General features: G+C 47.4%; 12 protein-coding genes. 6 read left to right on the top strand and 6 right to left on the bottom strand.

All coding sequences use genetic code 11. The annotated features are described in order from the left end of the window. Positions 1-40 precede the first annotated feature (40 nt). Positions 41-1,600 (top strand): helicase HerA-like domain-containing protein, encoded by a 1,560-nt coding sequence (locus GO493_RS05025; protein ID WP_157305000.1) that lies wholly within the window; start codon positions 41-43, stop codon positions 1,598-1,600. A gap of 20 nt (positions 1,601-1,620) precedes the next feature. Beyond that, the gene (locus GO493_RS05020) at positions 1,621-2,673 is read left to right on the top strand and encodes a Gfo/Idh/MocA family oxidoreductase (protein WP_157304999.1); all 1,053 of its coding nucleotides are present in this window, start codon (positions 1,621-1,623) and stop codon (positions 2,671-2,673) included. A 34-nt stretch (positions 2,674-2,707) separates the two neighbouring features. Here the strand turns inward: GO493_RS05020 and GO493_RS05015 are convergent, their stop codons facing one another. Both GO493_RS05015 and GO493_RS05010 read right to left on the bottom strand, forming a co-directional pair. Next, positions 2,708-4,618 carry a RecQ family ATP-dependent DNA helicase gene (locus tag GO493_RS05015; protein WP_157304998.1) on the bottom strand — a complete coding sequence of 637 codons (1,911 nt, stop codon included), beginning with the start codon at positions 4,616-4,618 and terminating at the stop codon, positions 2,708-2,710. A 133-nt stretch (positions 4,619-4,751) separates the two neighbouring features. Beyond that, positions 4,752-6,857 (bottom strand): heavy metal translocating P-type ATPase, encoded by a 2,106-nt coding sequence (locus tag GO493_RS05010; RefSeq protein ID WP_157304997.1) that lies wholly within the window; start codon positions 6,855-6,857, stop codon positions 4,752-4,754. A gap of 221 nt (positions 6,858-7,078) precedes the next feature. Here GO493_RS05010 and tsaE point away from each other — a divergent pair, with 221 nt between their 5' ends. Beyond that, the gene (gene tsaE, locus GO493_RS05005; RefSeq protein WP_157304996.1) at positions 7,079-7,501 is read left to right on the top strand and encodes a tRNA (adenosine(37)-N6)-threonylcarbamoyltransferase complex ATPase subunit type 1 TsaE; all 423 of its coding nucleotides are present in this window, start codon (positions 7,079-7,081) and stop codon (positions 7,499-7,501) included. A 67-nt stretch (positions 7,502-7,568) separates the two neighbouring features. Further along, on the top strand, positions 7,569-8,786 hold the full coding sequence (locus GO493_RS05000) for an alanine dehydrogenase (RefSeq protein ID WP_157304995.1): 1,218 nt from the start codon (positions 7,569-7,571) through the stop codon (positions 8,784-8,786). On the opposite strand, the gene GO493_RS04995 is transcribed toward GO493_RS05000, so the two are convergent. The 4 genes from GO493_RS04995 to GO493_RS04980 form a co-directional block, all read right to left on the bottom strand. Further along, a complete protein-coding gene (locus GO493_RS04995; protein ID WP_157304994.1) occupies positions 8,783-10,021 on the bottom strand; it encodes a porin family protein in 1,239 nt (412 codons plus the stop codon). The genes GO493_RS05000 and GO493_RS04995 overlap by 4 nt on opposite strands. A 19-nt stretch (positions 10,022-10,040) precedes the next feature. Continuing rightward, positions 10,041-10,841 (bottom strand): undecaprenyl-diphosphate phosphatase, encoded by an 801-nt coding sequence (locus tag GO493_RS04990; protein ID WP_157304993.1) that lies wholly within the window; start codon positions 10,839-10,841, stop codon positions 10,041-10,043. A 102-nt stretch (positions 10,842-10,943) separates the two neighbouring features. Then, the gene (locus GO493_RS04985; protein WP_157304992.1) at positions 10,944-11,204 is read right to left on the bottom strand and encodes a DUF3098 domain-containing protein; all 261 of its coding nucleotides are present in this window, start codon (positions 11,202-11,204) and stop codon (positions 10,944-10,946) included. Positions 11,205-11,225: 21 nt separating this feature from the next. Continuing rightward, positions 11,226-12,101: a cell division protein FtsX gene (locus GO493_RS04980; protein WP_157304991.1), complete on the bottom strand. Its 876-nt coding sequence runs from the start codon at positions 12,099-12,101 to the stop codon at positions 11,226-11,228. 102 nt (positions 12,102-12,203) lie between these two features. Between GO493_RS04980 and leuS the strand changes: the two genes are divergently transcribed. Together leuS and GO493_RS04970 are read left to right on the top strand one after the other, a co-directional pair. Beyond that, positions 12,204-14,972 (top strand): leucine--tRNA ligase, encoded by a 2,769-nt coding sequence (leuS, locus tag GO493_RS04975; RefSeq protein WP_157304990.1) that lies wholly within the window; start codon positions 12,204-12,206, stop codon positions 14,970-14,972. A 60-nt stretch (positions 14,973-15,032) separates the two neighbouring features. Next, complete coding sequence (locus tag GO493_RS04970; RefSeq protein ID WP_157304989.1) at positions 15,033-15,707, top strand: peptidoglycan DD-metalloendopeptidase family protein; 675 nt, start codon at positions 15,033-15,035, stop codon at positions 15,705-15,707. Positions 15,708-15,767: the final 60 nt, after the last annotated feature.

Raw genomic sequence — 15,767 nt, 5'->3', positions numbered from 1 at the left:
GTGCATTTTTGCCTATATTGGTGGCAAAAACAGATATACCATGGCTACTAAAGAAGCGTTCCTGGAATACATCAAAAGCGGCTATACATTTAAAGGTGAACATCTGAAGCTGGGATGCGCCATGCTGGACGGTGAAGTAGTGACCGGCGCAGATGTGCTGCTGCCACTGAAAACGCTGAACCGTCACGGGCTTATTGCCGGCGCCACAGGTACCGGTAAAACCAAGACCCTGCAGGTTATTGCCGAAGGCCTCAGCGATGCCAGTGTACCTGTACTGCTGATGGACATCAAAGGAGACCTTAGCGGTATTGCCGCTGCAGGTGTCAGCAATGCAAAGATCGAAGAACGCTATCAGAAAATAGGCGGTACATGGTCACCCGCTGCCTATCCTACAGAATTACTTTCCCTGAGCAATGAAAAAGGCGTCCGCCTGCGCGCTACCGTAAGCGAATTTGGCCCTGTACTGCTCTCCAAGATACTTGAGCTGAACGATACCCAGGAAGGCCTGGTATCTATGATATTCAAATACTGCGACGATCAGAAACTGCCCCTCCTTGACCTGAAAGACTTCAAGAAAGTACTTCAGTATGTAAGCGATGAAGGCAAGGCAGAACTGGAGAAAGACTACGGTAAGATCTCTACCACATCAGCAGGCACCATCCTCCGTAAAGTAATAGCACTGGAACAACAGGGCGCAGACATCTTCTTCGGAGAAACCTCCTTCCAGGTAGAGGATCTCATGCGCATCAGCGACGATGGCAGAGGCATGATATCTATAGTAAGGGTGGCTGACATACAGGACAGGCCCAAGCTATTTTCCACTTTCATGTTAAGCCTGCTGGCAGAGCTCTATGCAACATTACCTGAAGAAGGAGATCTGGAGAAACCCAAGCTCATCATGTTCATAGATGAGGCGCATCTCATTTTCCAGGAAGCCAGCTCCGCCCTGCTGCAACAGATAGAGACCATCATAAAACTGATCCGCTCCAAAGGCGTAGGCATTTTCTTCTGTACCCAGAACCCTATGGATATTCCTCCTTCCGTACTGGGACAATTAGGCCTGAAAGTACAGCATGCCCTGCGCGCCTTTACAGCAAACGATCGTAAAGCCATCAAACAGACGGCGGAAAACTATCCTCTTTCTGAATACTATAAAACTGAAGACCTGCTTACACAGATCGGTATCGGTGAAGCCCTGGTAACATGCCTGAACGAAAAAGGCAGTCCCACTCCGCTGGCAGCCACCATGCTGACATCTCCGCGCTCCCGCATGGATATCCTCACTGCCGCAGAACTCGATGCTATTGTCAACGCTTCAAAACTTGTAAAGAAATACAACCAGGAAATAGATAGTAACAGTGCTTACGAGATACTGACAGCAAAACTGGAAGAAGCGGCTGAAAAAACAGCGAAAGAAGAAGAAGAAAAACCTGCAGCAAAAGGTGGCAGGCAGAAAGAAGAAAAGAGTATGCTTGAAACAGTGCTGAGCAGCTCTGCTGCCCGCCAGGTAGGACGTACAGCTGCCAATATCATTACCCGCAGCCTGCTCGGCGCATTAGGCCTGGGAGGTAAAAGCAGTAAAAAGAGTAGTTGGTTTTAGTAATATTTTAAAACGCACTTATGGAAAAAATAATTAAAACAGGCATCTGCTCTTACGGCATGTCCGGCCATATCTTCCACGCACCCTTTATACACGTACATCCCGGCTTTGCCTTCACCGCTGTAGTAGAAAGAAGCAAACACTCAGCACAGCAACGCTACCCTGATGTAAAAGTATATGCCAGCGTTGAAGAGATGTTACAGGATGCCTCACTTGAACTGGTTGTCGTTAACACACCCAATTACACCCACTACGAATATGCCAAAGCCGCATTACAGGCAGGCAAACATGTGATAGTGGAAAAGCCCTTTACCGTAGCTTCCGCAGAAGGAGAAGAACTCACTGCCCTGGCTAAGTCAAAAGGACTTGTGCTGAGCGTATATCACAACAGGCGCTTTGACAGCGACTTCAAAATAGTAAGACAGGTAATACAGAGCGGCGACCTGGGAGACCTGCTGGAAGCAGAGATCCATTATGACCGCTTCAAGGAAGAACTGAGCTATAAAAAACATAAAGAGACCTCTCTGCCAGGTACTGGCTGCCTGTATGACCTGGGCTCACACCTGGTAGACCAGGCCCTGCAACTGTTCGGTATGCCGGACGCTGTATGGGCAGACATCCGCATTATCAGGAAAGAATCTGTAGTGGATGACTACTTCGAACTGGTCATGTATTATGATAAACTTCGCGTAAGACTGAAAAGCAACTACCTGGTAAGAGAACCTTTACCTTCCTACCAGTTCCACGGCCGTAAAGGCTCTTTCATTAAAACGAAAGCAGATACCCAGGAGAATATGCTGCTGCAGGGGCTCATGCCCGGCGCTCCGGGATGGGGTGAAGAAGGTATACATGAATGGGGATTGCTGCACACAGAGAAAGATGGAAAAGTGATCAGGCAATACCTGCCTTCTCCTAAAGGCAACTATCTTGAATATTTTGACGGGGTACATAAAGCTATTGCAACAGGCGCGCCTGTACCGGTACAACCGGCAGATGCTGTCAATGTGATCCGTATTATTGAAACTGCCTTTGCCAGCAGTAAAGCAGGCCAGGTAATACCAGTAAAGAAATAACTGTTACAGTTAACCGGGAAGCACTGCTTCCTGGTTAACCTTTCCCTTTAAACACCCTGCCGTCTTTATCACGGCCGGCCCTCCCCTCAGCAATTAAATATTGCATCACCTCCAGCAAATGACTCTCCTTTTCATCGGCTAACTGCTCATACACCTGGTTCCAGTGCTTGGGCTCCATATCCAGCTGTTCAAACAACAACTCTGCCAGTCGCGCCATAGCGATTCCATCCAGCGGCTTTTCCTTTTTCTGCAAACAGACATCGCATTTCCCACAGGCTGGCGTATCCTTCTCTCCGAAGTACTTTACCAGCGCCTGCGTCCTGCAGATATCCGTATTCCTTGCATAGTTTATCACAGCATCCAGCCGCAGCTTATATACTTTCATCCTTGCCTTCACACGTTCCATATCTATACGCAGCTGCCGGGCAGAAAGCCTTTCCTGCAGGAAACATAGCTGTGGCTCATCTTTACGCTGACTATACCTGATAATACGTTGCTGATGCAGTAACAGCAACGCCTCTACCACAGCAGATTCCTTCCATCTTATTAAACGCGCTATCTGCTTCTCATAAATTACAGTAGGTGTATCAAAGATGCCTTCATAGGTACGCAGTAAACAGCTGATAAGCGGCTCCATTGCAGGCTGCATGCTTTCATAGTCATACAGCGTTTCCTTATTGGTCACAAACTCCACACGGGAAGGCAGGAATACACTTTCACTGAGCTGCAGGATACCTTCCTGTTCCATTATTCTCAGTGAGCTATAGGCGGTAGTAATATTCAGTTTGAACCTGCTTACAAAATCGTTGATATCGAAATCAAAGTACACCCCTTCTGCGCTGCCTACAGGTACCTGCAGGTAATTGACAAGCGCCTGGTAAACGTCCCTGATCTCTTCCAGCTCAGGAAATTGCAAGGCAATGTTGTCTGTCATTCCCTCCAGTTCTGCTTCCTGGTACAGCAATACAGCATATGCTTTCTGCTCGTCCCTGCCGGCGCGCCCGGCCTCCTGGTAGTAAGCTTCCAGTCCGTCGGGTACGTCATAATGTATTACCAGTCTTACATCCGGTTTATCTATACCCATGCCGAATGCGTTGGTACAGGCCATTACCCTTATCCTGCCTTTCAGCCACAGGTCCTGTCTTGTACTCCGTTCATCTCCCGTAAGCCCGGCATGATAATAAGTAGCAGCAATGCCGTTCTGCTCCAGCATATCGGCTATTTCCCGGGTACGCTTGCGGTTGCGGCAGTAAACAATAGCAGTGCCGGGCACCCGCTGTATGATGTGCAGCAGCTTCTCCGGTTTATTATCTTCTTTTATAACGCTGTAGGAAAGATTATGACGGGCAAAACTCTTTGTAAAGACCGCCGGTTGCTGCATCAGCAACTTCCCGCAGATGTCCCGCTGTACCCGCGGAGTAGCGGATGCTGTCAGCGCCAGTACAGGCACCCCGGGAAAATAACTGCGGATATTGGCTATTTCAAGATAGGCAGGCCTGAAATCATACCCCCATTGGGAAATACAGTGCGCCTCGTCTATAGCCAGCAGGTTGACAGGCATGCCGTCGCAATATTCAAGAAAGCGTTTGCTCTGCAAACGTTCGGGTGAGATGTAAAGGAATTTGTATTTACCCCTGCGCACTTCCTCCAGCAACCGTTCCACATCCTGGTAGAACATACCGGCATAGATAGCTACAGCGGGTATGTCACGGCGCTTCAGGTTAGCTACCTGGTCTTTCATCAGGGCTATCAGCGGCGTTACCACCACACATACTCCCGGCTTCATGAGCGCCGGCACCTGGAAGCAGACTGACTTTCCCCCTCCTGTTGGCAGGAGGGCGAGAGTGTCCTGCCCGTTGCTTACAGAACGGATAATGTCTTCCTGTAAGGGCCGGAATTGGTCATAACCCCAGTATTGTTTGAGTATTGTTGTTGGACTGGACATATCTGGTGCAGCTGTAAAAGTAAAGAAAGGATTTGTATAACAGCTTTAAGCCGGCTGCAGGCCACTTTCTTCTTCATCAAAAATCCCTTTCGTCTTCGGCGAAAGGGATTTTTGATGAGCAATTCTTTTACGCTTAATTTACTTTCTTATACCGCAATCTCACAGAGTTCACAGCCAGCACGATGTCAGATAATGCCATAATACCTGCTCCGGTAACAGGGCTCAATACACCGGATACTGCAAAAGGAATAGCAATAATATTGTACAGGAATGCCCAGAAAAGGTTCTGCTTAATGGTCAGATAAGTATGTTTACCCAATCCCAGTGCCAGCGGCAGGTTGGATAAGCGGCTGTTCAGCAGGATCACATTGGCGCTCTGCATAGCAACATGGGTAGCATCGCTCAGGGAAATACCGATATTGGCCTTAGCCAGCGCAGGAGCATCATTGATCCCATCTCCCACCATCGCCACTGCCCCTTTCTGCATCAGTACATCTATCTGTTGCAGCTTCTGTTCCGGCGTCTGCCCGGAAAAGACTTCCGTGATACCTACCTGCTGCGCCAGTTCCCGGCATTTGCGTTCAGTATCCCCGCTCAGCAATACCGGCACAATACCTCTCTGCTTTAGCTGCTGCACCATTTGTACGGCATCAGGCCTGATCTCATCGCTGAAATCAACCCAACCTGCCAGTACGCCGTTCTTCAGGAGGTAGATATTGTGACTGTCATCTGTAGTAGCCTCTGTTGCCATGGCATAAGATCCCAGCTTCCATTCATTGCCTTCTTTATCTTTTGCCTGCATTCCCCTGCCTTTTATTTCCCTTACCTGTTGCAAAGACACTTCCCCCTCTCCTTTCCATAACCCGGAAAGGGAGCGGGCAATAGGATGGGAAGAATATTTCTCCAGGCTGTATACGGTAGCTTTGAATACCTGTTCAGACATGCCTTCTGCATGGAAATTTCCCACTTTAAGCTTGCCGGTGGTAAGTGTACCGGTTTTATCCAGCACCACGTATTTAATGTCTTTAAATGCTTCCAGTGTGTTGGCTCCTTTGATCAGGATGCCATTATGAGCTGCACGCCCCAATCCTACCATTACGGCTGCAGGAGTAGCCAGTCCCATGGCGCAGGGACAGGCAATTACCAGAACGGCAATGCTGCGCATAATAGCGCCGCCGGTACTTACATTGCCAAACAACAGCCAGCCCAGGAAAGTGCAGATGGAAATGCCCAGTACCAGCGGTACAAAAATGGCGCTGATACGGTCTGCCAGTTTCTGCATGGGAGGTTTGTTGCCCTGGGCCTGTTTTACCAGTTCAATGATATAAGATAATATGGTGTCTTTGCCGGTAGCGGTAATGAACATTTTGATGCTGCCGTCTTCCATGATGGTGCCCCCGATGGCTTTGTCTTTCTCTCTCTTGGCAACAGGCTCACTTTCCCCGGTTATCATGGATTCATTGATATGTCCGCTCCCCCAGTAAATGGTACCGTCCATCGGGACCTGATCTCCTGTGTTCACCAGCACTTTATCGCCCGGTTTGAGGGTACGGTTATCTACTATGTGAATATGTTCATGTCCGCCATGATCGTCAGCTATAAGACGGGCGGTGGTCACCTGCATTTTAGCCAGTGCGGTAATGGCAGTGGTGGTTTGTTTAACGGAACGTTCTTCCAGCAGGTTGCCCAGGAATACCAGTGTGATGATAGCGGCGGCTGTTTCGTAGAACATATAGTCGCTCCCCATATTTCCCAGGGTGCCGGTAAGGCTGTAACCATAGGCAGCTACAGCTCCCAGTGTGATCAGGACATCCATATTGGCCATCCTGTTTACGAGCGATCTCCATGCGCTGCGGCCAAAATGCCAGAGCCCTGTCAGGAATACGGGAGTGGCTAATGCAAGCTGAACATATGGATTGTGCAGCCATGCCCAGTTTACCCACATATGTAAAAGCAACGGGGCGGTAAAGATGGCGCAGAAAATGAATTTAAAGAGAAGGGTATTGAGGAAGGCCAGTTTGGGAGGAGCTTCATCAGGTTGCAATACCTGGTAGCCCAGCTGGTTAATGCCATTCAGCATTTCTCTGGCAGAACCGCCGGCAGGTAGTGTAAAGCTCAGGTCGCCCGTAGCAAAGCTTACATTCACATCCTGCATTCCCTTATTTTCCAGGAAGCGGGATACTGTTTGTGCACAATTGGTACAATGCAGGCCTATCACTTTACAACTGATCGTTTCCATCTTTCAATGATTATGATTAATATCAAAATACCTATACAAAGGTATCATGCGGGTATTTATGTGAATAAAATATTATTGCAACCGGGTTTCCCATCATACATCTATATTACACATTATCAATCAGTTCTGAAGGATCTCATTATTAATGCAACTCCGTATGAATTTTCAGCCGGCTGCCGTCCCTCCCTCATTTAAAAAATCAAATTCTTTAAATTTACCGCATGGAATGGACCTTTTCTGAAAACGAGCTGGAAGTAACCGCTAAAAGCTTCTGGCAGCATTATAACGCACAACACATATTTACACTGGAAGGCCCCATGGGCGCAGGTAAAACCACCTTCGTAAAGGCTTTATGCGCTGCAAAAGGCGTAGAAGATGCTACTGCCAGCCCTACATTTTCTATTATTAACGAATACGCTTACAGGCAGAATGGCGCATTGCACAGCATCTATCACCTGGACCTGTACCGCCTGCGTGATGAAGACGAAGCTATTGCTGCTGGTGTAGAAGACACCATCTACAAAGAGAACGCCATCTGTTTTGTGGAATGGCCTGACATCGTTGCTCATCTTCTGCCACCTGACACGGTCAGGCTGCAACTATCTGTTCTGCCGGATAAAAAAAGGCTATTACGCGCCGGATAAAGCTTTGAACAAATGACGTATCTTTGGATACCCGGAAAAATTCACCCGGACCAATCTTGATAATCATATGGAGCAAAGGCAAAAACCTGTTGTGAGTGCTGGTTTTACATATTCACCGCTGGAAGAGACGCTGGATATTCCACAAAAAAATTCCCGTTTATTTATCGGTATTCCCAAAGAAACTTCTTTCCAGGAAAACCGTATCGCATTAACACCGGATGCGGTAAGCATCCTGGCCAGCAACGGGCACCATATCGTGGTAGAACACAAAGCAGGCGATGGCTCTCATTTCTATGATACAGATTTCTCAGAGGCCGGTGCTGAAATACTCTATGATAAAAAGGAAGTATATAAGGCGGAGATCATTGTAAAATCAGCTCCGCTGAGCGACGAAGAAATAGAGCTCCTGCATCCCCATCAGATAGTGATCTCCCCTATTCACCTGGCTGCCCTTAAAATAGAACAGGTACAGAAAATGATGGAGAAGCGGATCACCCTCCTTTCTTTCGAGAACCTGAAAGATGATGCAGGCACTTACCCTATTGTAAGAGCGATGAGTGAAATTGCCGGTGGCGCAGTAATGCTCCTGGCGGGCCAGTACCTCAGCAACAGCAACCGCGGTAAAGGCATTCTGCTGGGTGGCGTAACAGGTATCCCCCCTACCAAAGTAGTGATCATAGGCGCCGGTATAGTAGGTGAATTTGCCGCACGTACGGCAATGGCGCTGGGCGCCTCCGTAAAAGTGTTCGACAATAACATCTATAAGCTGAAAAGGCTGCAGAATAATATCGGCGTGCGTGTGTTCACTTCCGTTATACAGCCAAAAGTACTGGCAGAACAGTTAAAGAATGCAGATGTAGCTGTAGGAGCGCTTTCATCACAGAGCGGACGTACTCCCATTGTAGTAACAGAAGCAATGGTAAGTAACATGAAAGCAGGTTCCGTAATAGTAGATGTAAGTATAGACAGGGGCGGCTGCTTCGAAACCTCAGAGATCACCAGCCACGAAAACCCTGTGTTCAAGAAATATGATGTAGTGCATTACTGTGTGCCTAATATACCTTCAGGCTTTGCCCGCACAGCATCAGAAGCTATCAGTAATGTACTGATGCCCCTGTTGCTGGAAGCGGCGGATGATGGCGGCTTTGAAAACCTGGTATGGATCAAGCGCGGTGTACGCAATGGTATCTATCTCTACAAAGGCGCGCTCACCAATTATCATCTGAGTGAGAAATTCAAACTGAAATATACTGACCTGGAGCTGCTGCTGGCAGTGAAAGGTTAAAGACGGCAGGTAGCTATGAGCTGAAAGCTTCTTATTCCAATGCCGGAACCTCCATATGGAGAGAACCCGGTGCTGCCCACGTACCTGCATTCAATTCCCAACCGGCTTGCAGTAGCGCCAATACCGGCTATTATTGATTGTTCATGCTTACGCGGCCCATCTATCGCTTCTGACCAGTTAGCACCACCATTAGTGGATTTCTCATTCTGCTTGATCTTTATCATAAAGGCATTTCCCATACCAATATTGGCATATGGCCTGATAAATCCTTTCGGATAAGTATACCTGGCCATCACGTTCACCTGCACATAATCAAAGGCAAATCTCGTCAGTATACCATTGTACAGGTCTATCTTTCCATTGGTCTTTACACCTTTATAATGTGCCTCTATGGGAATAGAAAAACGTCTTCTGTTCCTTCCCGTAGGGATATCCACCCAAACACCCCAGATAGACGATACAGAACCATCGTATTTACTGTTCTTAAAGTACGATGCTTCACCACCGGGGTGATAGCTGCTGGATGATATGCCGGCCATTACGCCAAAGTATACCTTGTACTTTGTTCGCTTATTCTCTTCTACAGCTACAAAAGAAGGGTCCTTATAACTGTTATAGGCGATGAAGATATTCTTCAGCGGCCTCTCTTCATAAGCAGCAGAACGGCCTTTCCTGCTTATCCCGGAATTGTCTGCAAACAATTCCTCCAGCTGCCGCTGATACGCTTTATCTTCAAATACACCACTTCCCCTGCTGTTGGTAACATATGCCTTTTGCATAAGCAGCTCCTGTGGAGTCTCTCCCTCCTTTTCATAAACGTAATGTACCCTGCTGTTAATGTCTGTATAGTCATACAGGGTATAATAACCTTTCACAAGACGGGACAGGAAAACAACAGAGTCCTGCAGGTCTCTTGCGGAAGTTTCCATCAGGTTGGAGAGAGTATGACGGGTTATGTCCAGCAACACCTGCTTGCTTACATATACTTCCTCTTCCTGCGGTAAACTGATCACAAACCCGTTAACATCAGCCGGTTTGTAATGCTCTTCCTCTGCATTTTCAAGTTGTTTCTTAAAACGTATCTCTCCTGGCGAGATACTCCAGTTCTGATAGTCAATAAACCCTTTCAGGGAATCGCTCTGATGTGTGATGACAGTGCCCGGCACATAATTGCGCTGTGCAACAGCAGTACCTGCTACAAGTGCAGCTGAGATTAACAGGGATAAATGTTTCATTTAATGCTACGACAATTTTTTACACTGATAATTTGTACCCCATAGCGATTGCAATAAGAATAGCAATCCCTACTATAATGCGGTAATACCCCCACACCCTGAAGCCATATTTTTTCAGTGCGTTAATGAAGAATTTGATAGCCAGCATGGCTACTACAAAAGCAACGATGTTTCCTATTAATAAAAGCTTAAGGTTATCCATATTAGACATCAGCAGGTCCTTTCCTTTCAGCAGTTTATAGCCGGTAGCCGCCGCCATGGTAGGCACAGCCAGGAAAAAGGAAAATTCTGCCGCTACGTTCCTGGTCAGCTTCTGCTGCATACCGCCAATGATAGTGGCAGCGCTGCGGCTTATCCCTGGTATCATTGCCACACATTGCCAGAAACCAATGCGTAAAGCTTTGAACAGGTTCATCTGCTCATCACTCTCTATCTCAGGTTTTTTAAACCAGTCATCTACAAACAGCAATACAACACCTCCGGCCAGCAGGGTAATGCCCACTACCAGCGGGCTTTCCAGCAGTGCATCTATCTTATCTGCGAACAGCGCGCCAAAGGCAAGTGCAGGAATAACCGCTACGATCAGTTTTATATAAAAGTTGACCCTGTTCTTATCAAACACCAGGAATTTCTTCCAGTATAACACTACTACGGCAAGAATAGCACCCAGCTGTATACATACTTCAAACAGCTTGGTAAACTCATCTTTGTTAATGCCCAGCAAAGCACTTGTGATGATCATATGACCGGTAGAAGATACCGGTAAAAACTCTGTTAACCCTTCAACTATTGCAATAATGATCGCTTCCCAGATGTTCATGTTCTGCTTACTGATTTAATCACGGAGTATTGCTCCCATTCAAAAAAAAGGCGATGAATGCTCATCGCCCGGATTTATAAATTACGTTCCTGATAATTCCGATTATTTAGGCTTACGCATAATGGCATAGATCTCCACTATCAGCCCCAGCACAATAACGATGGGCGCCAGTGTAATACGGCGGAAGCTGTACACTTCTTCAGGTTTGAAAGAGTTGGGATCATTGCTGTTACCACCCAGCATCAGCAAAAATCCTACTACAATGACTGCAAGTCCTGCAATCATAATTTTGGAGTTGTCTTTTGCAAAAACAGCGCGGCTGTCACCCTCATTCTTTTCTACGTGTTTGAATGCTTTACTCATAGTATGGTGAAATTATCAAAATCAATATAGATCGTCCAGTTTTAAACGCAGGTATTTCATCACTGAACGGTGTGTGCTGACCAGTGAGATGCAGATACCTATTACTATCATTCCTACAAACAGCACGGTTATCATCAGGTAGTCCCGCATGCTGCTCAGTTCCGGCAGCAGCTGGTCTGCACCGTAAAGAATGCCTATCAACCCGGCAATAGCAAGGAAAGCGCTCAGGGCGCCATTAATAATGCTCCTGATATCAAATGGTTTGGCAATGAACCAGCGGGTAGCGCCTACCATCTGCATGGTCTTGATCAGGAAACGGTTGCTGAACATGGCCAGACGGATGGTATTGTCTATCAATACTATCACTACAACGGCCAGCAGCACACAGATACCCAGTATAACCAGGCCTATCTTCCTTACATTCTCATTCAGCTTACTTACCAGGCCACGCTGATAAGAGATCTCCCTCACTATATTCTGCTGCGTTAAGCTGGCCTCTATCACCCTCAGGCTGTCAGGGTTCACATAACGCGCATTACCTTTTATATTGATACTGGCATACAAGGGATTATACTGCAGCAGATTAATAAAATCTTCCCCGAACTCTTTCTTGAAACGCTCTGCCGCCATATCCTTGGATACGTACTCGATAGACTTCACATAAGGCCTGCTGGCAATGGAATCTTTCAGGGCTATAGCCTGTTCTTCCTTTACATTGTCCCTCAGAATCACCTGGATCTCAATACTTTCCTTGAAAAACTCACTCAGCTTATTGGCATGGATCACAATAAGGCCCAGGGTTCCCAGCAGGAACAGGACAAGTGCCACCCCAATAATAGAATACAGATAGGAAGGTTTAGACTTTTTCGATGATGATTTCCCGGGTTGCTGCGCCATTAATCTACCGTTTATTGGCGAAAATAATAAAAATTAGGAGTTATGTTTACTTTTGTCATCCTTTAACGTTATTTTAAACAGGATCAGACAGATTATTTTTATATGGAATACAATTTCAGGGCGATTGAGAAAAAGTGGCAGGCACACTGGACAAGCACAAAAGCTTACCGTGTAAGCAATGACAGCTCCAAACCCAAATGTTATGTACTGGATATGTTCCCTTATCCTTCAGGAACGGGTCTTCACGTCGGGCACCCGCTGGGATATATCTCATCAGATATCTATGCGCGTTATAAAAGACTGAAAGGCTTTAATGTACTCCATCCCATGGGATGGGACGCATTCGGCCTGCCGGCAGAACAATATGCACTGGAAACCGGGCAACACCCGGCCATCACCACTGCCCAGAACATCAAAGCTTTCCGTAACCAGCTGGATAACATTGGTTTCTGCTTTGACTGGGAAAGAGAAGTGAACACCAGCGATCCCGGGTATTATAAATGGACCCAATGGATCTTCCTCCAGCTCTTCAACAGCTGGTTCAACCGCTCCCTGCAGAAAGCAGAACATATCGATACCCTCCTGGCCGCTTTCGAAAAGAATGGTAACGCAGGCATTGAATGCCCCGGCGACCGTGCCATTCAATTCACCGCAGAAGAATGGAAACAGTTCTCCGAGATCAGGCAGCGCGAAATACTGATGCACTACCGCCTGGCTTACCTGGCCTATGCCGAAGTGAACTGGTGCCCTGCCCTCGGTACCGTACTGGCCAACGATGAGGTGGTGAATGGCGTTAGTGAACGTGGTGGCCACCCCGTTATCAAAAAGAAAATGAGGCAGTGGTTTCTCCGTATCACAGAATATGCCAACCGCCTGCTGGAAGGCCTGGAAACAGTAGCCTACAGCGATGCCATGAAGGAAATGCAGCGCAACTGGATAGGAAAAAGCCAGGGAGCAGAGATCACCTTTAAAATAGAAGGCAGTGAATTCAAAGCTGTAACCGTTTATACTACCCGCCCCGATACCATCTTCGGTGTAGACTTTATGGTGCTGGCGCCTGAGCATGAACTGGTTAGCAGTATCACCACGGCAGACAAACAGGCTGAAGTGGAAAAATACCTGGATTATGTACAGAGCCGCTCTGAACGGGAACGTATGGCGGAAGTAAAACAGATCACCGGCTGCTTCACCGGCGCTTACGTACTGAACCCTTTCAATGGCAAACGCATTCCAGTATGGATCTCCGAATATGTACTGGCAGGCTACGGCACCGGCGCTATTATGGCTGTGCCCTGTGGCGATCAGCGCGACTATTCCTTTGCTAAACATTTCAACATCCCCATCACCAATATTATTGGGGATGCCTTTAACGGAGAAGAGGCCAATCCTACCAAAGATGCCATACTGCAACACAGCGATTTCCTTGACGGCATAGAAATGAGAGCCGCCATGGACCTGGTGATAGATAAAGTGGAAGCAGCAGGTATCGGCAAAAGGCAGATCAACTATAAAATGAGGGACGCAGGTTTCAGTCGCCAGCGCTACTGGGGAGAACCTTTCCCTATCGTTTATAAGAATGGTGTAGCCTACGCGGCAGACAGCAAAGAACTGCCCGTTACCCTGCCGCATGTTGAAAACTACAAACCAGGAGAAGAAGGTGAAGGCCCGCTGGCCAACATTACAGAATGGGTGAACCTGGATGCAGATACAAAAAGGGAAACCAACACCATGCCCGGCTACGCAGGCAGCAGCTGGTATTTCCTCCGCTATACAGATCCGCAGAATACAGCAGCATTTGCTGACCGTAAAGCAACAGATTACTGGAACCAGGTAGACGTATATATTGGCGGTACAGAACATGCCGTAGGACATCTGCTGTATTCACGCCTGTGGACCAAAGCCCTGTATGACCTCGGTTATATAGGCTTCCAGGAACCTTACAAAAAGCTGATCAACCAGGGCATGATAGGCGGTAATTCCCGCCTGGTGTACCGCGTACGCGGCACCAACACATTTGTTTCTGCCGGTCTGAAAGACAAGTATGAAACTGATGAACTGCATGTTGACGTTAACATAGTAGACGGCGTTGAACTGGATACAGCCGCATTTAAACAGTGGAGACACGACTACATAGACGCTGAGTTCATACTGGAAAACGGGAAATACATCTGCGGCACCCAGCTTGAAAAAATGAGTAAGCGTTTGTTCAACACGGTGAACCCAAATGATGTAGTAGAGAAATTCGGCGCCGATACCTTCCGTATGTACGAAATGTTCCTGGGGCCGGTAGAACAGTCCAAACCCTGGGATACCAAAGGCATAGAAGGCGTACACCGCTTCCTGAAAAAGCTCTGGCGTCTCTTTGCTGATGAACAGAAAGGCCTCATTGTAAAAGAAGGCGATGCTACACCGGAAGAACTGAAAGTATTGCACAAAACTATCCAGAAGATAGATCACGATACAGAGCATTTCTCTTACAATACTGCTGTGAGCCAGTTCATGATCTGCGTAAATGAGCTGAGCACACTGAAGTGTAACAAACGCAGCGTACTGGAACCATTGCTGGTCCTGCTCACGCCATATGCACCGCATATTGCAGAAGAGCTGTGGCACCTGCTGGGCAATACTACCAGCGTACTGGATGCAGCTTATCCTGTGTTTGAAGAGAAGTACACTAAAGAAAGCGCTTTCGCTTACCCTATTGCCGTTAACGGTAAAACGCGTACTGAGATGAGCTTTGCGCTGGATGCCGACAATGCGCTGATAGAAAAAGAAGTGCTGGCCAATGAGCTGGTGCAGAAATGGATGGAAGGCAAAGCGTTGAAGAAAATGGTAATAGTGAAAGGCAGAATGATCAATATTGTAATATAAATTACTTTATCATATCAGGGGCCTGTCAGTGACAGGCCCTTCTTATTTTAACCCGTTTGTATGTTAACAGATCTCTTAAAAAAGTATCAGCCGTTTCAGCCGGTAGTATTACATGATCCGGCTGAAAAATTGCTGCGGATGGACTTCACAGCAGCCAACACCGATCTTACAACCACCATCCTCGACGATATTACGCTGTTCAGTGAATATGTAACCACAACATTACAACAGCATCAATGCCGCCTGGGTATTGGCGGGTATGGGGAACATCGCACCATCTATGCCCGCAGCAGCCATTTTGATACAGAAGGAGAGCCCCGGCGCTTACATCTCGGTATTGATATCTGGGGCCCTGCAGGAACACCGGTATATGCTCCGCTGGACGGGGAAGTGCACAGCTTCCGCTTTAATGATGTGCAGGGAGATTATGGAGCTACTATCATTCTGCGCCATCAGCTGGAAGGACATATCTTTCATACCCTGTACGGACATCTTTCACTAGCTGACCTGGAAGGTTTATACGATAATAAGAAAATTGCTGCCGGACAGATCATCGCCCATTTCGGAAATATCAAAGAGAACGGACAATGGCCGCCACACCTGCATTTCCAGGTTATAGAAGACATGGAAGGTTATATCGGTGACTATCCCGGGGTATGCCGTTACAGCGAAAAGGCCAGGTTCCTGGCTAACTGCCCTGACCCTGACCTTATCCTGCAAATGATCATACAATAAATTGCATTCATCACAAACCAATTTCTCAGCTACGCGCAGCGCAAAAAGCCCTCTCAACAA

Origin of the sequence: Chitinophaga tropicalis, assembly GCF_009758205.1 — a bacterium.
Lineage (GTDB): Bacteria > Bacteroidota > Bacteroidia > Chitinophagales > Chitinophagaceae > Chitinophaga > Chitinophaga tropicalis.
This window is presented reverse-complemented; position numbering and strand designations above follow the sequence as displayed.